We start from the raw sequence: 23,707 nt of genomic DNA, 5'->3' as shown, positions 1-23,707 counted from the left end.
TGTTTGTTTTTAAAATAAGCCATTGATTTTAGTGGCTTATTTTTTGGGCACAGGCTTTGCAGTGATTCTCGCAACTGAACGTGGCTGACCGTTTTTCGACGGTAGGCCTTTGATGCGAGAGCCGAGCATGAGCATGCACCCTTACAGCCTGCGTCCTGTTGCCGATGAGCAGCAAGCGGCTAACCAGCTCCAGCAGCGTGTCGAACAGTTGCAGCAGATGTCGCTGCAGCTGGGCAACTCCTATGGCTTGCTGGAAGCCCGCGTCAGCGAGCTGAAGGGGCAATTGGCCCAGGCCAGTGCCGAGCGTCTGGAGCAGCTGGCAGAAAAGGAGCGCCTGGCCCAGCGTCTGCAGAGCCTGCTGGATATCCTGCCGGGTGGGGTCGTGGTGCTGGACGGTCGTGGTCGGGTGGTCGAGGCCAACCCGCTGGCGCTTGAGTTGCTGGGCGAGCCGCTGCTGGGTGTGTTCTGGCGGGAAGTCATCCAGCGTAGCTTCGCTCCGCGTGCCGATGATGGCCATGAAATTTCCCTACAGGACGGACGTCGCCTGTCGCTGGCCACGCGTTCGCTGGCCGGTGAGCCGGGGCAGCTGATTCTGCTGACCGATCTGACGGAAACTCGTCGCTTGCAGGATGAGCTGGCACGGCATGCCCGGCTCTCTGCGTTAGGTCGCATGGTTGCTTCGCTGGCCCACCAGATACGCACACCGCTATCCACCGCCTTGCTGTATGCCAGTCACCTGGCTGAGCAGACGCTTCCTGTGGAGCAGCAGCAGCGCTTTGCCGCACGACTCAAGGAGCGCCTGCATGAGCTGGAGCGACAGGTGCGTGACATGCTGGTCTTTACGCGTGGCGACCTGCCGTTGCCTGACCGCCTGACGCCAGCGCAATGCCTGTTTGCCCTGCGCGAGGCCAGTGCCCAGTTGCTGGAAGGGCAGCAGGTACGTTGGCAATGCGATGCACGCGATGGCTTGCTGGTGTGCCATCGCGATGTCTTGCTGGGCGCGTTGCACAACTTGCTGGAAAATGCCTGCCAGTCTGCGCCAGGCCCGCTGCGCATCAAGGTGCATCTGTACCGGCGGGGTGAGCACTTGCGCCTGTGCGTGAGTGACAATGGCCCTGGTATGGCGGCCCAGCTTGTGCAGCAGCTGGGTGAGCCGATGGTGAGTAGCAAGCCGCAAGGGACGGGGCTCGGGCTGGCGGTCGTCAAGGCGGTGGCGCAAGCTCATCGCGGCCAGCTGCTGATGTTTTCACGTCTGAGGCGTGGTACCTGCGCGGTGCTGGAGCTGCCCCTGCTGGTGGCGGCAAGCGAGGTGCTCTCATGTCCCCGTTGATTCTGCTGGTCGAGGATGATGCGGCCTTGCGCGAGGCGCTCGGCGAAACGCTACAACTAGGCGGCTACGCCGTCCGCCCCTGCGCCAGTGCTGAGCAGGCGCTGGCCGAGTTGACGCGCCAGTCGTTCAGTCTGGTATTGAGTGATGTGAACATGCCGGGCATGGATGGCCATCAGTTGCTGCAACAGATTCGCCAGCAGCAGCCTTGGTTGCCGGTTTTGCTGATGACTGCCTATGCCAGTGTCGAGCGTGCGGTATCGGCGATGCGCGAGGGTGCGCAGGATTATCTGGTAAAACCCTTCGAGCCGCGTCAGTTGCTGCAGGAGGTGGCACGTCATGCACGCGGCCAGTTGCAGGAAGATGACGGCCCGGTTGCGGTCGAGGCCAGCAGTCGGCAGCTGCTGGAGCTGGCGGCGCGGGTGGCGCGCAGTGACAGCACGGTGTTGATTACCGGGGAGTCGGGCAGTGGCAAGGAGGTGCTGGCGCGTTATCTGCACCAGCAGTCACCCCGCAGCCAGGGACCGTTCATTGCCATCAACTGTGCGGCCATTCCGGAGAATATGCTGGAAGCGACGCTGTTCGGTCATGAGAAAGGCGCGTTTACCGGCGCGGTACAGAGCCAGCCGGGCAAGTTCGAACTGGCGCAGGGCGGCACGTTACTGCTTGATGAGGTCTCGGAGATGCCCCTGGCCTTGCAAGCCAAGTTGCTGCGTGTGCTGCAGGAGCGCGAAGTGGAGCGGGTGGGTGCACGCAAGGCCATTCAGCTGGATATTCGTGTGCTGGCCACCAGCAACCGTGACCTGCAGGCGGAAGTGAGTGCGGGGCGTTTCCGTGAAGACCTGTTCTATCGCCTGTCAGTGTTCCCGCTGGCCTGGCTGACGTTGCGCCAGCGTCCGGCGGATATCCTGCCCTTGGCCGAGCGCCTGTTGCGGCGCCATGCGGCCAAGCTGCACATGGCCAACGTACAGCTGGGTGACTCGGCCCGCCAGGCGCTGCTCGCGCACGCCTGGCCAGGTAATGTGCGTGAGCTGGACAACGCTATGCAGCGCGCATTGATTTTGCAGCAGGGCGGGCTGATCCAGGCCGCCGACCTGTGCCTGCAGGGGGCGCCGAGCGCCGTGCCGACCCGTACAGCTGCTGTTGCGCTGCCAGGTGTGACAGCCGCTGTCGAGCGGGACGAGCCTCTGGATGATGCACGGCGTCAGCATGAGTTCCAGCACATCATGGCTACTCTGAAAAGCGAGCGGGGGCGCCGTCGCGAGGCGGCCGAACGGTTGGGGATCAGCCCGCGTACCCTGCGCCACAAGCTGGCGCAGATGCGTGATGCCGGTCTGGATGTGGATGCCTATCTCTTCGGCTAGGAGCCTGGATGGTTGACCCGTGCAGGTGAACAGGCCGTACCGATTTGACCGGGCCTGATCTCTGGCTGGTACCTCCCTGCGCTAACGCTTTCTGAATCTGCATCGCAGGTTTATTGGCATCCTTGTTGCAAAGACCTTCTTAAAGCGCCGCAGCGCGTCAAAAAAATGCGGCCAGGAGGATCAGATGAGCCAGGGTGTCGAATTCAATCGCCTGATGTTGGAAATGCGTGCCATGCAAATGGATGCCATGGCGCGCGCAAAGCCAGTCGAGCAGCCCCTGGAGGTCGGTGCGCCGAGCTTCTCCGATCTGCTGGGCCAGGCGGTGAACAAGGTTAGCGATACCCAGCAGGCGGCTAACCAGCTGGCTACTGCGTTCGAGATGGGGCAGGGCGGGGTTGACCTGGCGGATGTGATGATTGCTTCGCAGAAGGCCAGTGTCTCCATGCAGGCGCTGACCCAGGTGCGCAACAAGGTCGTCCAGGCCTATCAAGACATCATGCAGATGCCGGTTTGAGGGTGGGCTGAATCATGGCTGAAGCAGCAGTGGAAAATATGCCGGTCAAAAGCGAAGCAGGTACCTCGGGTAAGCCGCTGTTGGGCCTGGCCTTTCTGGACAACCTGGCACAGATGTCGATGTTGCGCCAGCTAGGTTTGCTGGTGGGGCTGGCGGCCAGCGTAGCCATCGGTTTTGCCGTGGTGTTGTGGTCGCAGCAGCCGGATTACCGTCCCCTGTATGGCAGCCTGTCGGGTATGGACGCCAATCAGGTGGTCGAGGCACTGAATACCGCCAATATTCCGTTCCGCGTCGAGCCAAACTCCGGCGCCGTACTGGTCAAGGCCGATGACTTGGCACAGGCGCGTTTACGTCTGGCGGGTGCGGGTATTGCGCCGAGTGACGGCACCATCGGCTTTGAATTGCTGGATAAGGAACAAGGCCTGGGTACCAGTCAGTTCATGGAGGCCACGCGCTATCGGCGAGGCCTCGAAGGAGAGCTGGCACGTACCGTGGCCAGTCTCAACAACGTCAAGGCTGCCCGTGTACATTTGGCGATCCCCAAGAGTTCGGTGTTTGTGCGTGATGAGCGAAAGCCCAGCGCTTCGGTACTGGTCGAGCTTTATCCTGGGCGAGCGCTGGAGCCGGGGCAGGTAACGGCCATCGTCAACCTGGTGGCCACTAGCGTGCCTGAGCTGGATAAGTCGCAAGTCACTGTGGTCGACCAGAAGGGCAATCTGCTCTCTGATCAGCAGGAGCTATCCGAGCTGACTATCGCCGGGCGCCAATACGACTACAGCCGGCGTATGGAAAGCCTGTTTACCCAGCGCGTACACAGCATCCTGCAGCCTGTGCTGGGCAATGGGCGCTACAAGGCCGAGGTGTCTGCCGATGTGGATTTCAGTGCCGTGGAATCGACGTCGGAAATGTTCAACCCGGATCAGCCGGCGCTACGCAGCGAGCAACTGCTCAAGGAACAGCGGTCATCGGCGCTGGGGCCGCAAGGGGTGCCCGGTGCCTTGAGTAACCAGCCGCCGGGTGCCGCGGCAGCGCCTGAGCAGGCTGCCGCGGCTGCTCCCGCCGGGGCAGTGGCGCCGGGACAGCCGTTGCTTGACGCGAATGGCCAGCAGGTCATTGATCCGGCCACCGGCCAGCCCATGCTGGCACCTTACCCGGCCGACAAGCGTGATCAGACTACGCGCAATTTCGAGCTGGACCGTTCGATCAGTTATACCCGCCAGCAGCAGGGGCGCCTGAAGCGTCTCTCGGTAGCGGTGGTGCTGGATGATCAGATCAAGGTTGATCCGCAAAGTGGCGCGGTTACCCGCCAGCCCTGGAGTAACGAGGAGTTGGCGCGCTTCACCCGCCTGGTACAGGATGCCGTCGGCTTTGATGCCAGCCGTGGTGACAGCGTCAGCGTGATCAATGCGCCATTCAGCGATATGACCGGCGAGGAGTTGGCCGAGATTCCCTTCTACACCCAGCCGTGGTTCTGGGATATCGTCAAACAGGTGCTTGGCGTGTTGTTTATCCTGGTGCTGGTGTTTGGTGTGCTGCGCCCGGTACTCAATACCATCATCAATCCCGGTAAGGGTTCTGGTGCGGGCGAAGGTGGACGGGGTGGCGATGTCGAGCTGGGTGACCTGGAGGGTTTGGGTGGCGAGCTTAGCGAGGACCGTGTCAGTCTGGGTGGTCCGAGCAGTATCATGCTGCCCAGTCCGACCGAGGGCTACGAGGCGCAACTCAATGCCATCAAGAGCCTGGTCGCCGAAGACCCGGGTCGTGTGGCTCAGGTAGTCAAAGAGTGGATTAACGCCGATGAGTGACAATCGCCCCGGTAAGCTGAACAAGGTCGACAAGGCCGCTATTCTTCTGCTCTCGCTGGGTGAGACCGATGCCGCGCAGGTGCTTCGCCACATGGGGCCCAAGGAAGTCCAGCGGGTGGGTGTGGCGATGGCCGCGATGCGCAATATCCAGCGCGAGCAGGTAGAGCAGGTGATGAGCGAGTTCGTCGAGGTGGTTGGTGATCAGACCAGCCTGGGCGTCGGTGCCGATGGCTATATCCGCAAGATGCTGACCCAGGCACTGGGCGAGGACAAGGCCGGCAACCTGATCGACCGCATTCTGCTCGGTGGCAGTACCAGTGGTCTGGATAGCCTGAAGTGGATGGAACCGCGTGCCGTAGCCGACGTGATTCGCTATGAACATCCGCAGATCCAGGCCATCGTGGTCGCCTATCTGGACCCGGACCAGGCCGCCGAAGTGCTGAGTAATTTCGATCACAAGGTGCGTCTGGATATTGTCCTGCGGGTTTCGTCACTGAATACCGTGCAGCCGGCAGCCCTCAAAGAACTCAACCAGATTCTCGAGAAGCAGTTCTCCGGGGCTGCCAACACCACGCGGGCCAACCTGGGTGGGGTCAAGCGCGCGGCGGATATCATGAACTTCCTCGACAGTTCGGTAGAGGGACAGCTGATGGACTCGATCCGCGAAGTGGACGAGGACCTGTCGACGCAGATCGAGGATCTGATGTTTGTCTTCGACAACCTGGCCGATGTCGACGACCGGGGGATTCAGGCACTGTTGCGCGAGGTGTCGTCCGATGTGCTGGTGTTGGCGCTCAAGGGGGCCGACGAAGCGATCAAGGAAAAAGTTTTCAAGAACATGTCCAAGCGTGCTGCCGAGTTGCTGCGCGACGACCTGGAAGCCAAGGGGCCGGTCAAGGTCAGCGAGGTGGAAGCCGCGCAGAAAGAAATCCTCACCATTGCCCGGCGTATGGCCGAATCCGGCGAGATCGTTCTCGGTGGTGCCGGTGGCGAGGCGATGATCTGATGCGGAGTAGTCGTTGATGGCCGCCAAGGAAAATCCCAGTGAGTTGATTCGCGCCAAGGATCTGGCGGCCTTCGATCGCTGGGCGTTGCCCAGTTTTGATGAGGGTGACGTGAGCAGCCTGCTGCCGTCTGGCGGGACTGCTGAGGAGCCGGTGGACGCCGAGTCGTCACGGCTCGCCGAGCCTGTCGCACAGGGTGAAGATGTGCCGCTTGAAGAGGTCAAGCCCCTGACCCTCGAGGAGCTGGAGGCCATTCGTCAGGAGGTCTACCAGGAGGCCTACAACGAAGGCTTTAGTGTCGGCGAGCGTGACGGCCTGCATGCCGGGCAGGTCAAGGCGCGCCAGGAAGCCGAGGTGCAGCTGCAGGCTAAAGTGCAACGCTTGGAGCAGTTGATGGAACACCTCTTCGAGCCCATTGCCCAGCAGGACCAGCAACTGGAACAGGCGCTGCTGGATGTACTGATCCGCGTGTCCCGTGAAGTCATCCAGCGCGAATTGCACAGCGATTCCAGCCAGTTGCGCCAGGTGTTGCAGGGGGCGCTCAAGTTACTGCCAATGGGCGCCGGCAACATCACCCTGTATGTCAATCCGCAGGATTTCGAACTGGTCAAGGCGCTGCGTGAACGGCATGCCGAGCAATGGCGGATCTTTGAGGACGACAGTCTGCTGCCGGGTGGCTGCCGTATCGAGACGGAGCACAGCCGTATCGATGCGACGATCGAAACGCGCCTGAACGAGGCCATCAAGCAGCTTTATGAACAGCAGCGTCTGCAGGCAGCCCATGTGCCGCCGGCGGATATCCAGCTGGATCTGGAGACTGGCGATGCGCCTTGAGCGCAGTAGTTTTGCGCGGCGCCTGGGCGGCTATGCCGAGGCCCTCAAGTTGCCCCAGCAGCCTGTGGTGGAGGGCCGCCTGCTGCGCATGATCGGTCTTACTCTGGAAGCCGAGGGGTTGCGTGCAGCCATCGGCAGTCGTTGCCTGGTGATCAATGACGACAGCTATCACCCGGTGCAGGTCGAAGCCGAAGTGATGGGGTTTGCCGGCGGCAAGAGTTTCCTCATGCCGACTGGCAGTTTGGCGGGTATTGCCCCGGGGGCGCGGGTGGTGCCTTTGCCGGATGCTGGCCGTCTGCCGATGGGCATGAGCATGCTGGGCCGGGTGCTGGATGGTGCCGGGCGCGCCCTGGATGGCAAGGGAGGGATGAAGGCCGAGGACTGGGTGCCGTTGGACGGTCCGACCATCAACCCGCTTAACCGACATCCGATCGACCAACCACTGGATGTAGGCATTCGTGCCATCAACGGTCTGCTTACCGTGGGGCGTGGGCAGCGCCTGGGTTTGTTTGCCGGTACCGGGGTGGGTAAGTCGGTATTGCTGGGCATGATGACGCGTTTCACCGAGGCGGAAATCATTGTCGTGGGCCTGATCGGTGAGCGTGGTCGCGAGGTCAAGGAGTTCATCGAGCATATTCTCGGCGAAGAGGGGCTTAAACGCGCAGTGGTCGTGGCTTCGCCGGCCGATGACGCGCCGCTGATGCGTCTGCGTGCGGCGATGTATTGCACGCGCATCGCCGAGTACTTCCGTGATCGTGGGAAGAACGTCCTTTTGCTGATGGATTCACTGACGCGCTTTGCCCAGGCACAGCGCGAGATCGCCCTGGCCATCGGCGAACCGCCGGCCACCAAGGGTTATCCGCCATCAGTGTTTGCCAAACTGCCGAAACTGGTTGAGCGCGCGGGTAATGCTGAGCAGGGTGGCGGTTCGATTACCGCTTTCTACACCGTGCTGTCGGAGGGCGACGACCAGCAGGACCCGATTGCCGACTCGGCACGCGGGGTGCTGGATGGGCACTTTGTCTTGTCCCGACGGCTGGCTGAGGAAGGCCATTACCCAGCGATCGATATCGAAGCTTCCATCAGTCGGGTTATGCCGCAAGTGGTCAGCCCGGAACACCTGCAGGCGGCACAACGCTTCAAGCAACTGTGGTCGCGCCTGCAGCAGAGCCGTGATCTGATCAGCGTGGGTGCCTATGTGCCGGGCTCGGATCGTGAGACCGATCAGGCGTTGGCCGTGCAGCCAGCCATGCAGGCGTTCCTGCGCCAGGGCCTACAGGAAAGCGAGGGGCTGTCACGCAGCCTGGAGCGCCTGGTCGGGGTGTTGTCCACGCCCCAGGCCGGTTGATAGACGCCCGCCATGAGCCTCAAACGAGCCGAACGCCTGCTGCCAGTGGTGCAGATGGCCGAGCGTGAAGAACAGGATGCCGCGCGTGCCCTGGCGCGTAGTCAGGAGCAGTTACGCCAGGGGGAAGTGAAACTGGGCGAACTGCAGCGCTATCGTCACGATTACCAGCAGCAGTGGCTGCAGCAGGGCAGTCAGGGCGTCAGTGGTCAATGGTTGATGAATTACCAGCGCTTTCTCAGTCAGCTGGAAGTCGCCATTGGCCAACAACAACGTAGCATCGACTGGCTGCGTGAAAATCAGCAGCGTGCACGCGACCTCTGGCAACAGAAACATGTGCGTCTGGAAGGCCTGCGTAAACTGGTGCAGCGCTACCGTGACGAGGCGCGCCAGGCCGAGGATCGCCGTGAACAGCGCCTGCTGGACGAGTTGGCACAGCGCCTAAACCAACGAGATACGCCCTGAGAGGCTTGTTCTCGCGGGCGGCGAGTGCTAAACCTGAGGCCAGCCTCAGGGCTCAATACATTCAAACAAGGAGTCATCCATGGCCATTCTTGCCCAGCCTTCGGCCGATGGACAGGAGCTACACATCAGTATCCAGGGACGTTTCGATTTTGGTGCTCATCAAGAGTTTCGCAATGCCTACGAGCGTGTTGAGGTAACCCCCAAGCGCTACGTGGTCGACCTGCGTGATACCACCTACCTCGACAGCTCGGCGCTTGGCATGTTGCTGTTGTTGCGTGACTACGCAGGCGGCGATCGTGCAGATATTCGGCTGATCAACTGCAACGCCGATGTACGCAAGATCCTGGCCATTTCCAACTTCGAGCAACTGTTCAGCATTGCCTGACTCCGTGGACAACCGGCTGACGGTCCTGATTGCCGAGGACAGCCCGGCCGACCGCATGCTTTTGTCGACCATCGTCAGTCGCCAGGGGCATCGTGTGCTGACCGCCGCCAATGGCCTGGAAGCTGTCGCCTTGTTCCAGCAGGAGCAGCCGCAACTGGTGCTGATGGATGCACTGATGCCGGTTATGGACGGTTTCGAGGCGGCCCGGCGCATCAAGCAACTGGCCGGGCAGACCCTGATACCGATCATCTTCCTGACCTCGCTGACCGAGAGCGAAGCCCTGGCGCGTTGCCTGGAGGCCGGCGGCGACGATTTTCTGGCCAAACCCTACAACCGGGAAATCCTCGACGCCAAGATCAAGGCAATGAACCGCCTGCGCCTACTGCAGGCCACGGTGCTGGAACAGCGCGACCTGATTGCCCGGCATAACGAGCACTTGTTGACCGAGCAGCGCGTTGCCAAGGCGGTCTTCGACAAGGTGGCGCACTCTGGCTGCCTGAATGCACCGAATATCCGCTACCTGCAATCACCCTATGCGCTGTTCAACGGTGATCTGTTGCTGGCGGCCTTCAAGCCCTCGGGAGGCATGCACGTGTTGCTCGGTGACTTCACCGGGCATGGCTTGCCCGCGGCTATTGGTGCCATGCCGCTGGCTGAAGTGTTCTACAGCATGACCGCCAAGGGTTTCGGTATGACCGATATCCTGCGCGAGATGAACGCCAAGCTGAAGCGTATCCTGCCGGTGGGGGTCTTCTGCTGCGCCGCATTGCTCAACCTGAGTTTTCAGCGCCGTGTGCTTGAGGTATGGAATGGTGGGTTGCCGGATGGCTACCTGCGGCGCTCCATGGATGGTCATTTGCAGCCGCTGGTTTCCCGGCACTTGCCGTTGGGGATCCTTGACGAAAGCGCTTTCAATCCTGCCTGCGAAGCCTATCCGTTGCAGCAGGGCGATCGTATCTTCCTGCTTTCCGACGGCGTGCTGGAAACCAGCAATGCCGAGGGTGAGTTGTTTGGTGAGCAGCGGCTTTGTGAGCTCTTGCTGGCGAATCGGCAGCCGACCAGTCTGTTTGCGGAAATCCAGCAAGCCTTGGCCGACTTTCATGGGCAGAGCAAGGATGATCTCAGTCTGCTGGAGGTGGAGTGGGTCGATGAGGCACGGCTACAGCGTCCCGCGCTAAGCCTGGCAGGGAGTGGTGGCAGTACTCTGCATGACTGGAACGTGCAGTTCGAGTTCCGTGCCGAAAGCCTTCGCCACTACAATCCGCTGCCATTTCTTCTCCAGTTGTTGCTGGAGGTGCAACCGCTGCGCGCGCGGGCTGGACAGCTGTATACGGTACTCGCCGAGTTGTATTCGAATGCCCTGGAACATGGCGTATTGGGTCTGGATTCTCGCCTCAAGCGCGACGCCGAAGGTTTTGCTCGCTACTACCAGGCGCGTAGTGCCGGTCTGGCCAGCCTGACTGAAGGTTATGTGCGGGTTTTGTTCGAGGTGCGTAGTGCGGCCCAGGGCGGTGGCTGCCTGCGTGTGCAGGTGGAAGACAGTGGTAGCGGACTGAGCGAGCAGCTGGCTCATCCCCCGGCGCAGGCGCAGGATGCGTTGAGTGGACGTGGTTTGGCGTTGGTCAGAAAACTGGCGGATGCCTGTCATTGGCAAGCGGCTCAGCGCTGTCTGAGCGTAGAGTTCCATTGGCCGGCTCAGGCATAATCCGCCAGCGCGCAGCAAGGAGACGGGCGGATGGCAGCTGAACACCTGGAAGGCAGTGTACTGGCAACGCTGCGTGACGTGATGGAAAACGAGTACCCGGTGTTGCTGGATACCTTCATCGTCGATTCCGAAGAGCGGCTGCGAGGTTTGCAGCAGGGGCTTGAGGGGGCCGACGCGCAAGCCCTGCGTCTGGCCGCGCATAGCTTCAAGGGCAGTTGCAGCAACATGGGCGCCAGCCTGCTGGCCGGCCTGTGCAAGCAGTTGGAAGACTGTGCGCGCCGTGAGCAACTGGAGCAGGCCCCCGCCCTTGTTGAGCAGATTGCCCGTGAGTTTGCCATCGTGCGGATCCTGCTCAAGAGCGAGCGTCAACGCTACGCCAACTGATCTGTAAAACCTGGCCCGATCCTTGCTTTTTATCCGTTACCTAAACCCTGGAACGGAGACAGCTCATGGCCGTTGCTCCTGATCTGCTGCTGCAGATGAATGTCGAGGTCAAACCTCGCTATGCCCCGGCGAAGACGGCGGAAAAGCCCGCCCAGCCTGGGCGCGATGATTTTTCCAATGTCTATGCCCGCGAGCGCCAGAACCAGGCGCCGGAGCGTCGTGAGGCTGCTTCACGCAGCGCGACTGGAGAGGCACGTGGTGCGACTGAGCGCGCCGGTGACGGCAAACCGGCGCAACATGACGGCGATACGCTTGCCGCTGATGGCAAGGGTTTGCCGAGCGATGCCCCGCCAGGCGGTGATCTGCCGGCTGTCGTCGATGATCAGTCAGCCTTGGCGGAACTGGACCCACTGTTGTTGCTTGGCTTGACCGGACAAGAGGGGGAGCAAAGCGCTGCGGCTGATCTGCCGCTGGCTGCAGCCCAGTCTGAGCTGTCTGACCAGGCTGAGGAAGACTCCGCTGATTTGCTGCTGGATGCTGTCGTGCTCGGTGCGCAGCCGGCGTCTGTGCTTCAGGATCAGATCAGTAAGCCATCTACCGAGGCCGAGCTGCAGGTAAACGGCACGCTCAATGTAGCCCAGCGCCAGGCGGCCTTGGCCAGCAGCAGCGGGGCGCCGGCGCAGGCCGCCAGTGAACTGCTGGAAGAAAATGCGGGCAGTGATCCCCACGTGGAGCAATGGCTGCCAGAAAACGTGGAGAGCCTGAGCAGACAGCTTGAGCAGCCGCTCAGCAACGCCTCGCTGCCCCGTGCTGAGCCTCTGGAGGCACGGCTTAGCGTGCTCAGTCAGGCGGTTGCGCAGAATAATCTCAATACTGCACGAGTGGCTTCACCGGTACTGCCGCAAGTGCCCGGTGCAGCGCTCAATCTGCAACAGCCGGGTTGGGCAGAGGGCGCAGTGGACAAGGTGATGTGGATGTCCAGCCAGAATCTGAAAAGTGCCGAGATCGAGCTGAACCCAGCGGAGCTGGGACGCCTTGAAGTGCGTATCAGCCTGAATCAGGAGCAGACCCAGATTACCTTTGCCAGTGCCAATGCCAACGTCCGTGATGCCCTGGAAACCCAGCTGCATCGCCTGCGTGAGATGTTCAACCAGCAGGGCATGACCCAGTTGGATGTCAATGTATCCGACCAGTCGCCAGGCCGCGGTTGGCAGGGACAGGGCGAGGAGGGGCGTGGTGCAACGGCCGGACGCGACGACAGGGAAGCCGATCCGCTGCTGTTGCAGGGGGTTAGCGAAGTACACAGTCAGCCCGGTCGCATAGGCTTGGGACTGGTTGACTACTACGCCTGAGCGTACATGACGCACACCAACGGCGGCCCCAGTTAAGGGGCCGTTTGTTTATCGGCAAGAATAGCTGTCAGGGGTAGGCGCGGCGGGTACGGGACGCTAGAGTTGCGGGCAGGGTCAGGTGTCTGGCACAACCCTTGCTCTCACCTGGTAACTACGCCTGAAAAGGTCGACTAGCGACGGATTATTGGCATGGCGAAGAAAGAAAAAGCCGCAGCGCCGGATGGCGACGAAAAGCCGGCAGGCAAAAGCAAGCTCAAGCTGATCATCATCATTGTCGTGGTGGTGCTGTTGGCGGTTGGTCTGTCGGTGGGGGGGACGCTGTTCTTCCTGGGCAAGAAGGATGATGCGCCGGCCGAGGCCAAGAGCGAAGCGCCTGCGGCCCCTGTCAAGCAGCTGGCCATCTATGAGAATGTGGCGCCAGCTTTCGTGGTCAACATCAGCCATGCCGGACGGCAGCGTTATATGCAGGTGAGCGTGGCGTTGATGGCGCGCGACCAGGCCAAGCTGGATGCGCTGAAAGTACACCTGCCGTTACTGCGCAATCAGCTCAACATGCTGTTCGCCAGCCAGAATTTCGACAGCCTGATGACGCCCGTCGGCAAGGAAATGCTCCGCCAACAGGCCACCACCACGGTGCAGGAACTGGCCAAGAAGGAAGTCGGTGACGGCGTGGTCGAGCAAGTGCTTTTTACCAACTTTGTCTTGCAGTAGGAGCCGGCCCGGATGGCTGTTCAGGATCTGCTTTCCCAGGATGAGATCGATGCCCTGTTGCATGGGGTCGACGATGGCATCGTCGAGACCGAGAGCGACAGTGAGCCAGGTAGCGTCAAGAGCTATGACCTGACCAGCCAGGATCGCATCGTCCGTGGACGCATGCCGACCCTGGAAATGATCAACGAGCGTTTTGCCCGCTATACCCGCATCAGCATGTTCAACCTGCTGCGCCGCTCGGCGGATGTCGCGGTGGGTGGCGTGCAGGTGATGAAGTTCGGCGAGTACGTACACTCCTTGTATGTGCCGACCAGCCTCAATCTGGTGAAGATGAAGCCCTTGCGCGGTACCGCGCTGTTCATTCTCGATGCCAAGCTGGTCTTCAAACTGGTGGACAACTTCTTTGGCGGTGATGGTCGCCACGCCAAAATCGAGGGGCGTGAGTTCACGCCTACCGAGCTACGCGTGGTGCGCATGGTCATTGACCAGGCCTTCAAGGATCTCAGCGAGGCCTGGCATGCAGTGCTCGATGTGCATTTCGAGTACATCAACTCCGAGGTCAACCCGGCGCTGGCCAATATCGTCAGTCCCAGTGAAGTGGTAGTGGTATCCACCTTTCACATCGAACTGGATGGTGGTGGGGGTGATCTGCATATCACCATGCCGTACTCGATGATCGAGCCAATCCGCGAAATGCTCGATGCGGGCTTCCAGTCGGACATGGATGATCAGGACGAACGCTGGATCAAGGCCCTGCGCGAAGACGTCCTGGACGTCAAGGTGCCACTGGAGGCCACGGTGGCGCGGCGCAACTTGCGTCTGCGCGAGATTCTCAACATGCAGCCCGGTGATGTCATACCGGTGGAGCTGCCCGAACACATGGTCATGCGCGCCAATGGCGTGCCGACCTTCAAGGTCAAGCTTGGCGCGCACAAGGGCAACCTGGCGCTGCAAGTGCTGGAGCCGGTCGAGCGACCGCGCTGACCAGCAGCTTACTCTTACTAGCGAATGGATGAGGTCGGCTTATGGCAGACGAAGAAGCAACTTCCCCCGAAGAACAGGCTCTGGCCGATGAGTGGGCGGCCGCGTTGGCCGAGGCGGGTGATGAGGCCAGCCAGGATGATATCGATGCGCTGATGAACCAGGCGCCGGCTGCCCCTTCAGCTCCGGCGGCGCCGCGTGCGCCCATGGAGGAGTTCGGCGCCGCGCCGAAGATCAGCAACGTCCCGCAGGGGCTTGAAGGCCCCAACCTGGATGTGATTCTCGATATTCCGGTGAGCCTGTCGATGGAGGTGGGTAGCACCGAGATCAGCATCCGCAACCTGCTACAGCTCAATCAGGGCTCGGTGGTCGAGCTGGATCGTCTGGCCGGGGAACCGCTGGATGTGCTGGTCAACGGCACGCTGATCGCCCACGGCGAAGTGGTGGTGGTCAACGAGAAGTTCGGCATTCGCCTGACCGACGTGATCAGCCCCAGTGAACGTATCAAGAAGCTGCGTTAAGACCATGCGTAGCCTGATTCCTGGCGTGGCCTGGCTCGTCAGTGGTGTGGCCCTGGCCAACCCGCAGGGGCCGGCCAATGCTTCGCTGAGCGGTGGGGTGGGCTCGTTGTTGCAGCTCTTGTTGGGCTTGCTGCTGGTGCTCGGCTTGATCTTTGCGATGGCCTGGCTGCTGCGCCGTGTGCAACAGATCACGCCGCGTGGTGGGCAGGTCATCCGTCTGTTGTCCAGCCAGGCATTGGGTCCGCGCGAGCGCCTGTTGCTGGTGCAGGTCGGCGAGGAACAACTGTTGCTGGGGCTGACCGCGGGTCGAATCACCCCGTTGCATGTGTTGAAAACGCCGGTCAGCCTGCCGGATCACCAGCCAGCCACTCCTGAATTTGCCCAGCGGCTGATGGAAGCCCTGGGGCGCGTGCCCAAGGATCAGTCATGAAGTGCTGCCTGCGTTTCGTTCTGCTGCTGGGCCTGATGCTACTCGGGCCATTGGCTCTGGCGGCTGACGACCCGCTGAAAATCTCGGCGATTACCCTGAGTACCAACGCCGAAGGCCAGCAGGAGTACTCGGTCAGCCTGCAGATCCTGCTGATCATGACGGCGCTGAGCTTTATCCCGGCGTTTGTCATGCTGATGACCAGCTTTACGCGGATCATCATCGTGTTTTCCATCCTGCGCCAGGCGCTGGGTTTGCAGCAGACGCCGTCCAACCAGTTGCTGGTAGGCATGGCGCTGTTCCTTACGATGTTCATCATGGCGCCGGTGTTCGAGCGGATCAACGCCGAGGCGCTACAGCCCTATCTTAACGAGCAGCTGCCGGCGCAGCAGGCGCTGGCACGTGCCGAAGTGCCGCTCAAGGAATTCATGCTGGCACAGACCCGCGCCTCCGATCTGGAGTTGTTTGTGCGTCTGGCACGTCGTACCGATATTGCCAGCCCGGAGCAGGCGCCGCTGACCATCCTGGTGCCGGCCTTTGTGACCTCGGAACTGAAGACTGCGTTCCAGATCGGTTTCATGATCTTCATTCCGTTCCTGATCATCGACATGGTGGTGGCCAGTATTCTCATGGCGATGGGTATGATGATGCTGTCGCCGCTGATCATTTCCCTGCCATTCAAGATCATGCTGTTCGTGTTGGTTGATGGCTGGGCGTTAATCATCGGCACGTTGGCCGGCAGTTTCGGCACCTTTTAGCGAGGGACAGGCATGACCCCGGAAATTGCTGTTGACCTGTTTCGTGAAGCGCTCTGGCTGACCTCGCTGATCGTCGCCGTCTGCGTAGTACCCAGCCTGATTGTCGGCCTGATGGTTGCCGTATTTCAGGCCGCCACGCAGATCAACGAACAGACCCTGAGCTTTCTGCCGCGTCTGCTGGTGATGCTGATTACCCTGGTGGTGCTCGGGCCCTGGCTGGTTACCCAGTTGATGGAGTTCACCGAACGGTTGATCCACAACATTCCGCAGCTGATCGGCTGACATGCTGGCGCTGAGTGATGCACAGATCGGCGGCTGGGTAGCCAGTTTCCTGCTGCCGCTTTTTCGCATTGCCGCCTTGCTGATGGTCATGCCGGTCATCGGCACGCAACTGGTGCCGGTGCGTGTGCGTATGTACCTGGCGCTGGCCTTTACCCTGGTGCTGATGCCGGTGTTGCCAGCCATGCCGCAGATTGATGCGCTCAGTCTGCAGGGTTGGTTGTGGATCGGCCAGGAGGTATTGGTCGGGGCATTGCTGGGGTTTTCCCTGCAGTTGTTTTTTCATGCCTTCGTGGTGGCCGGGCAGATGATTGCCATGCAGATGGGCCTGGGCTTTGCCTCGATGGTCGATCCGGCCAACGGTATTTCCGTGGCGGTGCTGGGCCAGTTCCTGCTGATGCTGGTGACCTTGCTGTTTCTCGCCATGAACGGTCACCTGGTGGTATTCGAGGTCCTGGCAGAGAGTTTTGTAACCTTGCCGGTGGGCAGTGGCTTGTTGCTGGATCATTATTTGGCGATTGCTGGCCGCCTGGGCTGGGTGCTGGGTGCCGGGTTGCTGCTGGCGCTGCCGGCGATCACTGCGTTGCTGGTGGTCAATATCGCCTTTGGCGTGATGACCCGCGCGGCACCGCAACTCAATATCTTTGCGATTGGCTTCCCGCTGACCCTGGTTCTGGGACTGGTCATCGTCTGGCTGGGTATGGCCGATATTCTGGCGCAGTACCAGGACTTGGCCCGCGAGGCGTTGTTGTGGCTGCGTGAACTGGCACAGGTACGCTAGATGGCCGAGAGCGAGAGTGGCGCCGACAAGAGCGAACAGCCTACTAGCAAGCGCCTGGAAGAGGCGCGCAAGAAAGGCCAGATCGCCCGCTCCAAGGAGCTCAATACGCTGGTGGTAACCCTGGGGGGCGCCGGTGGCTTGCTGGTGTTTGGCGCAGGCATGGCTGATGCCTTGCTGGGCATCATGCGCGGCAACTTCGAATTGTCACGGGAAGTCCTGCTGGATGAACGCTACATGGCGCTGTACCTGCTGGCTACCGGCAAGCTGGCCCTGGAACTGTTGGCACCACTGATCATGGCATTGCTGGTGATTGCCCTGGCGGGCCCGGTTTCGTTGGGCGGCTGGCTGTTTTCCAGCGAAGCCTTGCAGCCCAAGTTCAGTCGGATGAATCCCTTGTCCGGCCTTAAACGCATGTTCTCGGTTCAGGCGCTGGTGGAGTTGGGCAAGGCGGTTGGCAAGTTCCTGGTCGTGTTAACGGTGGCGGTTGCGGTGTTGATGGCCAATCAGGATGACCTGCTGTCGATTGGTCATGAGCCCCTGCCGCAGGCTATTGCACACAGCGCGCAGATTGTTGGCTGGTGTTCCCTGTGGATGGCCTGCAGTCTGATCCTTATCGCAGCTATCGACGTGCCCTTTCAGCTATGGGATCACAAACAGAAGCTGATGATGACCAAGCAGGAGGTGCGCGACGAGTTCAAGGACACCGAGGGCAAGCCCGAGGTCAAGTCGCGTATCCGTCAACTGCAATATGAAATGGCCCAGCGCCGTATGTTGCAGGAGGTTCCGCAGGCCGATGTGGTGATCACCAACCCGACGCACTTTGCCGTCGCGCTCAAGTACGATGCCGACAAGGGGGGAGCACCGCGCCTGGTTGCCAAGGGCGGAGACTTCCTGGCCCTGAAAATCCGCGAAATTGCCCAGGAACATCGTGTCGAGTTGTTGGAGTCGCCGGCGCTGGCGCGGGCGGTGTTCTATTCCACGGAACTGGACCAGGAAATCCCCGCCGGCTTGTACCTGGCGGTGGCCCAGGTGCTGGCCTACGTCTATCAGCTCAAGCAGTTCCGCGCCGGCAAGGGTAAGCGTCCCGGGCCGCTGCCGGACTTGCCGATTCCGCCGGATCTGCAGCGCGACAGCTGATCTTTGGCAAAGTTGGAATGCTTCTTGCGATATCCCCTGTAACGCGCCGGGTGGCGTCAAAAGTTTGAATGGGCAGGGGATACAAGGTGGCAGTGGATCGCAGTCAACTGATCGGCAATCTGCGCAGCAATATGGCAGACCTCAGTCGCGGCAACCTCGGTGTGCCGCTATTGCTGCTGGCTATTCTCGGCATGATGACCTTGCCGATGCCACCCTTCCTGCTGGACGTGTTGTTTACCTTCAATATTGCCCTGTCCATCGTTGTCCTGCTGGTCTGCGTGTATGCCATGCGCCCGTTGGATTTCGCGGTGTTCCCGACCATCCTGCTGGTGGCCACGTTGTTGCGCCTGGCCCTCAACGTAGCCTCTACCCGTGTCGTGCTGCTCAATGGCCACGAAGGCGGCGATGCGGCCGGCAAGGTGATCGAGTCCTTTGGTGAGGTGGTGATCGGCGGCAACTACGTAGTGGGTGCTGTGGTGTTCGCCATCCTGATGATCATCAACTTCGTGGTGGTCACCAAGGGCGCCGGGCGTATTTCCGAGGTTTCCGCGCGTTTTACCCTGGACGCCATGCCCGGCAAGCAAATGGCGATCGATGCCGATCTCAACGCCGGCCTGATCGATCAGCAAGAGGCCAAAACGCGGCGCTCGGAAGTTTCTCAGGAAGCTGACTTCTATGGCTCGATGGATGGTGCCAGCAAGTTTGTGCGCGGTGATGCAGTGGCAGGCTTGCTGATTCTGTTCATCAACCTGATCGGTGGTATCGCCATCGGTATGGCCCAGCACCAGATGAGTTTCGTCGATGCCAGCAAGGTCTATGCCTTGCTGACCATCGGTGACGGTCTGGTGGCGCAGATCCCTTCGCTGCTGCTGTCGACCGCTGCGGCGATCATGGTGACACGTGTTTCCACCTCGGAAGACATGGGTGGACAGGTCAATCGGCAGATGTTCGCCTCGCCGAAGGCACTCGCGGTGTCTGCGGCCATTCTGATTGCCATGGGCCTGGTGCCTGGCATGCCGCACGTGTCCTTCATTGGTCTGGGTTTGCTGGCAGCCGGTGGTGCCTACTGGATCTGGCATCGCCAGAAGCAGGTGCGCGAGACGGAAAGCAAGGCGTTGGCCGTGCAGCAGGAGCAGGCGGTGGCGCAGCGTCCGGCGGAAGTCAAGGAGCTGGGCTGGGACGATGTGATGCCGGTCGATATGGTCGGCCTGGAAGTGGGTTATCGACTCATTCCGTTGGTCGATCGTAACCAGGGCGGCCAGTTGCTGGCGCGCATCAAGGGCGTACGCAAGAAGCTGTCGCAAGACATGGGCTTTCTCATGCCCTCGGTGCATATCCGGGATAACCTCGATCTCTTGCCCAATGCCTATCGTCTGACTCTGATGGGGGTGAGTGTGGCTGAGGCCGAGGTGTATCCGGATCGCGAATTGGCAATCAATCCTGGCCAGGTATTTGGCAGTCTCAACGGCATTGCCGCCAAGGATCCGGCGTTTGGTCTGGAGGCGGTGTGGATCGATGCCAGCCAGCGTGATCAGGCTCAATCACTGGGCTACACCGTGGTGGATGCCAGCACCGTAGTGGCAACCCATCTCAACCAGGTGCTCAACAAACATGCCCATGAGCTATTGGGCCATGAAGAGGTTCAACAGTTGTTGCAGGTGCTGGCCAAGAGCTCGCCGAAGCTTGCCGAAGAGCTGGTGCCGGGGCTGATTTCCCTGTCCGGGTTGCTCAAAGTGTTGCAGGCGCTGCTGCAGGAGCAGGTGCCGGTGCGTGATATCCGCACCATCGCCGAGGCGATCGCCACTGTGGCGCCGAGGAGTCAAGATCCCGCCGCGATCGTCAGCGCGGTGCGCGTTGCCCTGGCCCGTGCCATCGTGCAAAGCCTTGTGGGGCTTGAGCCGGAGCTGCCGGTGATTACCCTGGAGCCAAGGTTGGAACAGTTGTTGCTTAACAGTATGCAGAAGGCCGGACAAGGCAGCGAAGACGGCATCCTTCTTGAGCCGGGTATGGCCGAGAAGCTGCAACGTTCGCTGATCGAAGCCGCGCAGCGCCAGGAAATCCTGGGCAAGCCGGCGATTCTTCTGGTAGCAGGACCGGTTCGGGCGATGCTCTCGCGCTTTGCGCGCATGGCGGTGCCGAACATGCATGTACTGGCCTACCAGGAAATCCCGGACAACAAGCAGGTGACCATCGTAGCTACGGTGGGACAGAACTAATCGAGGGCTCCGCTCATGCAGGTCAAACGTTTCTTCGCCGCCGATATGCGCCAGGCCATGAAGCTGGTGCGCGATGAACTGGGTGCCGATGCCTGCATCCTTGGCAACCGCCGTGTGGCCGGTGGGGTCGAGCTGACTGCGGCGCTGGATGTGCAGATGCCGCCGGCCGGTCAGGCCAATCCACAGCTGGAGCAGGAGCTGCGCGCTACCCAGGCAAAAATTGCTGCGGCGCGTAGCGAGCTGGATAACCGTACTCTGGAAGCTAGCCAGAATGGCCAGCTATTTGCTGCCGCCAACGCAGCTGCGGAACGCAAGCCGGCAGCCATGGCGTCGCGTACCAGCACGTCGCCGGCCGACCAGCAGGCCCTGGATGCCATGCGTGCCGAGTTGCACGGCTTGCGTGAGCTGATTGAAGTGCAGTTAGGTTCCATTGCCTGGGGACAGCTGCAGAGTCGCCAACCTCAGCAGGCCAGTCTATGGCGGCGCCTGCAACGCCTGGGGCTGTCTGCTGAGCTGAGCCGTCAGATGCTGGAGCGTGTGGCGCGGATCAACGACCCACGTCAGGCCTGGCGTCTTTTGCTGGCGCACCTGGCGCATGCCATTCGCATTCCCGAGCAGGAAGTGATCGAAGAAGGCGGTCTGGTAGCTCTGGTCGGTCCTGCCGGTATGGGCAAAACCACCACCCTGGCCAAGCTGGCCGCGCGTCATGTGCTCAAGCATGGCCCACAGGGGCTGGCATTGGTGGGTATGGACAGCTTTCGCATCGGTGCCCATGAGCAACTCAAGACCCTTGGGCGTATTCTCAATGTGCCGGTATTACAGGTTGATCCTGGGCAGTCGCTGAGCCAGGTGTTGGCGCCGTTGGCGCGCAAGAAGCTGGTGCTGATCGATACGGCAGGCCTGCCGGCTAATGACCCGGCGTTGCGCCTGCAACTGGAGGCGCTGGCCAATCGCGGGTTGAAAGTGAAAAATTTCCTGGTTATGGCGGCTACCAGCCAGGGCCAAGTGCTCAAAGCCGCCTACCATGGATACAAACGTTGTGGTCTGGCGGGTTGCATCATCAGTAAGGTCGATGAGGCTGCCTGCTTGGGAGAGGTTCTGGAGCTGGCCATAGGCCAGCAACTGCCGGTAGCCTATCTCACCGATGGTCCGCGGATTCCGGATGATTTGCAGCTGCCCAAGAGTCATCAGCTGGTTAGTCGTGCGGTCAGCCTGCAGCTGCCGGAAGAACCGAGCGAGGACGTGATGGCAGGCGCTTTTGCCGGCTTGTACCAGCAGTCAACACTGCGCGCCGGGTAATTGACGGCCGGCCCTCTGAGGGCCACAGAAGAAATAGTCAGCGGCCTTTGGCCCTACAAGGTGTGTGGAGAAATGGGCAGTATGCATCCCGTACAGGTAATCGCGGTAACCGGTGGCAAGGGCGGCGTCGGCAAGACCAATGTATCGGTCAATCTGTCGCTGGCGCTGGCCGATCTGGGGCGGCGGGTGATGCTGCTGGATGCCGACCTGGGGTTGGCCAATGTGGATGTACTGCTCGGCCTGACGCCCAAGCGGACCCTGGCTGACGTGATCAATGGCGAGTGCGATCTCAAGGATGTGCTGATCCAGGGGCCGGGAGGCATTCGTATCGTGCCGGCAGCTTCTGGTACGCAAAGCATGGTGCAGCTATCGCCCATGCAGCATGCAGGCCTGATCCAGGCCTTCAGCGAGATTGGCGATAACGTCGATGTACTGGTGGTGGATACCGCCGCCGGCATTGGTGACGGCGTTGTCAGCTTCGTGCGTGCGGCGCAAGAGGTGATCGTAGTGGTCTGCGATGAGCCTACCTCGATCACCGACGCCTATGCGTTGATCAAGTTGCTCAATCGCGACTACGGCATGAACCGCTTCCGCGTGCTGGCCAACATGGCCCATAGCCCGCAGGAAGGCCGCAATCTGTTTGCTAAACTGACCAAGGTAACCGATCGCTTTCTCGACGATGTGGCCCTGCAATACTTGGGCGCCGTGCCTTACGACGAGTCGGTCCGCAAGGCTGTGCAGAAACAGCGCGCAGTCTACGAAGCCTTCCCGCGTTCGAAGTGCTCCCTGGCGTTCAAGGCAATTGCCCAGAAGGTCGACAGTTGGCCGCTGCCGGCCAATCCGCGCGGCCATCTGGAGTTTTTTGTCGAGCGTTTGGTGCAGCCTTCGACGGCGGGAACGGCCCTATGACAGCAGCCAGTGGACTTCGTATGTACAGTAAGGCGCAGGCGCAGGACTCACAGCATCAGTTGGTCGAGCGCTATGCGCCGTTGGTCAAGCGCATTGCCTATCACTTGTTGGCCCGACTGCCGGCCAGCGTGCAGGTTGAGGATCTCATGCAGGCCGGCATGATTGGCTTGCTGGAAGCCTCGAAAAAATACGATGGCGGCAAGGGTGCCAGTTTTGAAACTTATGCCGGCATCCGCATTCGTGGCGCCATGCTCGACGAGGTGCGCAAGGGCGACTGGGCGCCCCGCTCGGTACACCGTAATACGCGTATGGTCAGCGAAGCAATTCGTGCCATCGAGGCAAGAACGGGAAGAGACGCTAAAGATCAAGAGGTTGCGGCCGAACTCCAATTGAGTCTTGAAGATTACTACGGCATTCTGAGCGACACGCTGGGCAGCCGCCTGTTCAGTTTCGACGACCTGCTGCAGGACGGCGATCAGGGCGGCAGCCGTGATGATATGGCGCGTAGCCATGGCGGGCCGGGACAGGAATTGGAAGAGGCGCGTTTTCAGCAGGCGTTGAGTGAGGCCATCGGTGCGCTGCCGGAGCGTGAACGCCTGGTGTTGGCCCTGTATTACGATGAAGAATTGAACCTGAAGGAAATCGGCGAAGTGCTGGGGGTCAGCGAATCCCGCGTCAGTCAGCTACATAGCCAATGCGCGGCACGTTTGCGCGCTAGGCTCAGTGAGTGGCGGGCGAGCTGATCAGCCGCCGGTTTTACGAATGAGAGGGCGTATTCCAGGGGAATGCGTTTGAGACTGTACGGAGGTCGACTTGGACAAGAATATGAAAATCCTCATCGTTGACGATTTTTCGACGATGCGACGGATCATCAAGAACCTCTTGCGTGACCTGGGCTTTACCAATACGTCCGAGGCCGACGACGGCACGACGGCGTTGCCCATGTTGCAGAGTGGCAGCTTCGACTTCCTGGTCACCGACTGGAACATGCCCGGTATGACCGGTATCGACCTGTTGCGTGCGGTGCGTGCTGATGAGCGGCTCAAGCATTTGCCGGTGCTCATGGTGACTGCCGAGGCCAAACGCGACCAGATCATCGAAGCGGCGCAGGCCGGGGTGAATGGTTATGTGGTCAAGCCCTTCACCGCCCAGGTGTTGAAAGAAAAAATCGACAAGATTTTCGAGCGGGTCAACGGCTGATGTC

The 23,707-nt window shown here is 60.8% G+C and carries 25 protein-coding genes; all 25 read left to right on the top strand.

The window, feature by feature from the left end:
- The first annotated feature begins 127 nt into the window (after window positions 1-127).
- The 25 genes from CFY91_RS07550 to CFY91_RS07430 all read left to right on the top strand — a co-directional run bounded on the left by CFY91_RS07550 (window position 128) and on the right by CFY91_RS07430 (window position 23,703).
- Window positions 128-1,330, top strand: coding sequence for a sensor histidine kinase (locus CFY91_RS07550; protein WP_188390286.1), 1,203 nt, complete (start codon window positions 128-130; stop codon window positions 1,328-1,330).
- On the top strand, window positions 1,318-2,691 hold the full coding sequence (locus CFY91_RS07545) for a sigma-54-dependent transcriptional regulator (protein WP_093985740.1): 1,374 nt from the start codon (window positions 1,318-1,320) through the stop codon (window positions 2,689-2,691). The genes CFY91_RS07550 and CFY91_RS07545 overlap by 13 nt, the downstream gene beginning before the upstream one ends.
- Before the next feature lie 184 nt (window positions 2,692-2,875).
- Window positions 2,876-3,205 (top strand): flagellar hook-basal body complex protein FliE, encoded by a 330-nt coding sequence (fliE, locus tag CFY91_RS07540; RefSeq protein ID WP_093985739.1) that lies wholly within the window; start codon window positions 2,876-2,878, stop codon window positions 3,203-3,205.
- Between the two features lie 14 nt (window positions 3,206-3,219).
- Complete coding sequence (gene fliF, locus CFY91_RS07535; protein ID WP_093985738.1) at window positions 3,220-5,010, top strand: flagellar basal-body MS-ring/collar protein FliF; 1,791 nt, start codon at window positions 3,220-3,222, stop codon at window positions 5,008-5,010.
- Window positions 5,003-6,016: a flagellar motor switch protein FliG gene (gene fliG / locus CFY91_RS07530; protein WP_093985737.1), complete on the top strand. Its 1,014-nt coding sequence runs from the start codon at window positions 5,003-5,005 to the stop codon at window positions 6,014-6,016. The genes fliF and fliG overlap by 8 nt, the downstream gene beginning before the upstream one ends.
- Before the next feature lie 16 nt (window positions 6,017-6,032).
- A complete protein-coding gene (fliH, locus tag CFY91_RS07525) occupies window positions 6,033-6,848 on the top strand; it encodes a flagellar assembly protein FliH (protein ID WP_093985736.1) in 816 nt (271 codons plus the stop codon).
- Window positions 6,838-8,196, top strand: coding sequence for a flagellar protein export ATPase FliI (gene fliI / locus CFY91_RS07520; RefSeq protein ID WP_093985735.1), 1,359 nt, complete (start codon window positions 6,838-6,840; stop codon window positions 8,194-8,196). The genes fliH and fliI overlap by 11 nt, the downstream gene beginning before the upstream one ends.
- Before the next feature lie 12 nt (window positions 8,197-8,208).
- The gene (gene fliJ / locus CFY91_RS07515; protein WP_093985734.1) at window positions 8,209-8,658 is read left to right on the top strand and encodes a flagellar export protein FliJ; all 450 of its coding nucleotides are present in this window, start codon (window positions 8,209-8,211) and stop codon (window positions 8,656-8,658) included.
- Between the two features lie 79 nt (window positions 8,659-8,737).
- Complete coding sequence (locus CFY91_RS07510; protein ID WP_093985733.1) at window positions 8,738-9,043, top strand: STAS domain-containing protein; 306 nt, start codon at window positions 8,738-8,740, stop codon at window positions 9,041-9,043.
- Window positions 9,044-9,098: 55 nt separating this feature from the next.
- Window positions 9,099-10,748 (top strand): ATP-binding SpoIIE family protein phosphatase, encoded by a 1,650-nt coding sequence (locus tag CFY91_RS07505; RefSeq protein WP_229727205.1) that lies wholly within the window; start codon window positions 9,099-9,101, stop codon window positions 10,746-10,748.
- A gap of 30 nt (window positions 10,749-10,778) precedes the next feature.
- Window positions 10,779-11,132 (top strand): Hpt domain-containing protein, encoded by a 354-nt coding sequence (locus CFY91_RS07500; RefSeq protein ID WP_093985731.1) that lies wholly within the window; start codon window positions 10,779-10,781, stop codon window positions 11,130-11,132.
- Between the two features lie 65 nt (window positions 11,133-11,197).
- On the top strand, window positions 11,198-12,484 hold the full coding sequence (locus CFY91_RS07495; RefSeq protein ID WP_093985730.1) for a flagellar hook-length control protein FliK: 1,287 nt from the start codon (window positions 11,198-11,200) through the stop codon (window positions 12,482-12,484).
- A 189-nt stretch (window positions 12,485-12,673) separates the two neighbouring features.
- Window positions 12,674-13,195, top strand: a complete 522-nt coding sequence (fliL, locus tag CFY91_RS07490) for a flagellar basal body-associated protein FliL (RefSeq protein ID WP_093985729.1) — start codon at window positions 12,674-12,676, stop codon at window positions 13,193-13,195.
- Between the two features lie 12 nt (window positions 13,196-13,207).
- Window positions 13,208-14,179, top strand: coding sequence for a flagellar motor switch protein FliM (gene fliM, locus CFY91_RS07485; protein ID WP_093985728.1), 972 nt, complete (start codon window positions 13,208-13,210; stop codon window positions 14,177-14,179).
- A gap of 41 nt (window positions 14,180-14,220) precedes the next feature.
- Window positions 14,221-14,697 carry a flagellar motor switch protein FliN gene (fliN, locus tag CFY91_RS07480; RefSeq protein WP_093985727.1) on the top strand — a complete coding sequence of 159 codons (477 nt, stop codon included), beginning with the start codon at window positions 14,221-14,223 and terminating at the stop codon, window positions 14,695-14,697.
- Window positions 14,698-14,701: 4 nt separating this feature from the next.
- Window positions 14,702-15,127: a flagellar biosynthetic protein FliO gene (fliO, locus tag CFY91_RS07475; RefSeq protein ID WP_093985726.1), complete on the top strand. Its 426-nt coding sequence runs from the start codon at window positions 14,702-14,704 to the stop codon at window positions 15,125-15,127.
- Window positions 15,124-15,882: a flagellar type III secretion system pore protein FliP gene (gene fliP / locus CFY91_RS07470; protein ID WP_093985725.1), complete on the top strand. Its 759-nt coding sequence runs from the start codon at window positions 15,124-15,126 to the stop codon at window positions 15,880-15,882. The genes fliO and fliP overlap by 4 nt, the downstream gene beginning before the upstream one ends.
- Before the next feature lie 12 nt (window positions 15,883-15,894).
- The gene (gene fliQ / locus CFY91_RS07465; RefSeq protein WP_093985724.1) at window positions 15,895-16,164 is read left to right on the top strand and encodes a flagellar biosynthesis protein FliQ; all 270 of its coding nucleotides are present in this window, start codon (window positions 15,895-15,897) and stop codon (window positions 16,162-16,164) included.
- A gap of 1 nt (window position 16,165) precedes the next feature.
- Window positions 16,166-16,942, top strand: a complete 777-nt coding sequence (gene fliR / locus CFY91_RS07460; protein ID WP_093985723.1) for a flagellar biosynthetic protein FliR — start codon at window positions 16,166-16,168, stop codon at window positions 16,940-16,942.
- On the top strand, window positions 16,943-18,079 hold the full coding sequence (gene flhB, locus CFY91_RS07455) for a flagellar biosynthesis protein FlhB (RefSeq protein ID WP_093985722.1): 1,137 nt from the start codon (window positions 16,943-16,945) through the stop codon (window positions 18,077-18,079).
- A 92-nt stretch (window positions 18,080-18,171) separates the two neighbouring features.
- A complete protein-coding gene (gene flhA / locus CFY91_RS07450; RefSeq protein ID WP_093985721.1) occupies window positions 18,172-20,295 on the top strand; it encodes a flagellar biosynthesis protein FlhA in 2,124 nt (707 codons plus the stop codon).
- Between the two features lie 15 nt (window positions 20,296-20,310).
- Window positions 20,311-21,594 (top strand): flagellar biosynthesis GTPase FlhF, encoded by a 1,284-nt coding sequence (gene flhF / locus CFY91_RS07445; RefSeq protein ID WP_093985720.1) that lies wholly within the window; start codon window positions 20,311-20,313, stop codon window positions 21,592-21,594.
- 72 nt (window positions 21,595-21,666) lie between these two features.
- Window positions 21,667-22,503, top strand: coding sequence for a flagellar synthesis regulator FleN (fleN, locus tag CFY91_RS07440; RefSeq protein ID WP_093985719.1), 837 nt, complete (start codon window positions 21,667-21,669; stop codon window positions 22,501-22,503).
- Window positions 22,500-23,246: an RNA polymerase sigma factor FliA gene (gene fliA / locus CFY91_RS07435; protein WP_093985718.1), complete on the top strand. Its 747-nt coding sequence runs from the start codon at window positions 22,500-22,502 to the stop codon at window positions 23,244-23,246. Before fleN ends, fliA begins: the two co-directional genes overlap by 4 nt.
- An 82-nt stretch (window positions 23,247-23,328) precedes the next feature.
- On the top strand, window positions 23,329-23,703 hold the full coding sequence (locus CFY91_RS07430) for a chemotaxis response regulator CheY (protein WP_170307339.1): 375 nt from the start codon (window positions 23,329-23,331) through the stop codon (window positions 23,701-23,703).
- The last annotated feature ends 4 nt before the right edge of the window (window positions 23,704-23,707 follow it).

Origin of the sequence: Pseudomonas fluvialis (assembly GCF_002234375.1) — a bacterium.
GTDB classification, from domain to species: Bacteria; Pseudomonadota; Gammaproteobacteria; order Pseudomonadales; family Pseudomonadaceae; genus Aquipseudomonas; species Aquipseudomonas fluvialis.
The sequence above is the reverse complement of the archived record's forward strand: the minus strand, read 5'-3'. Positions and strand labels throughout refer to the sequence as shown.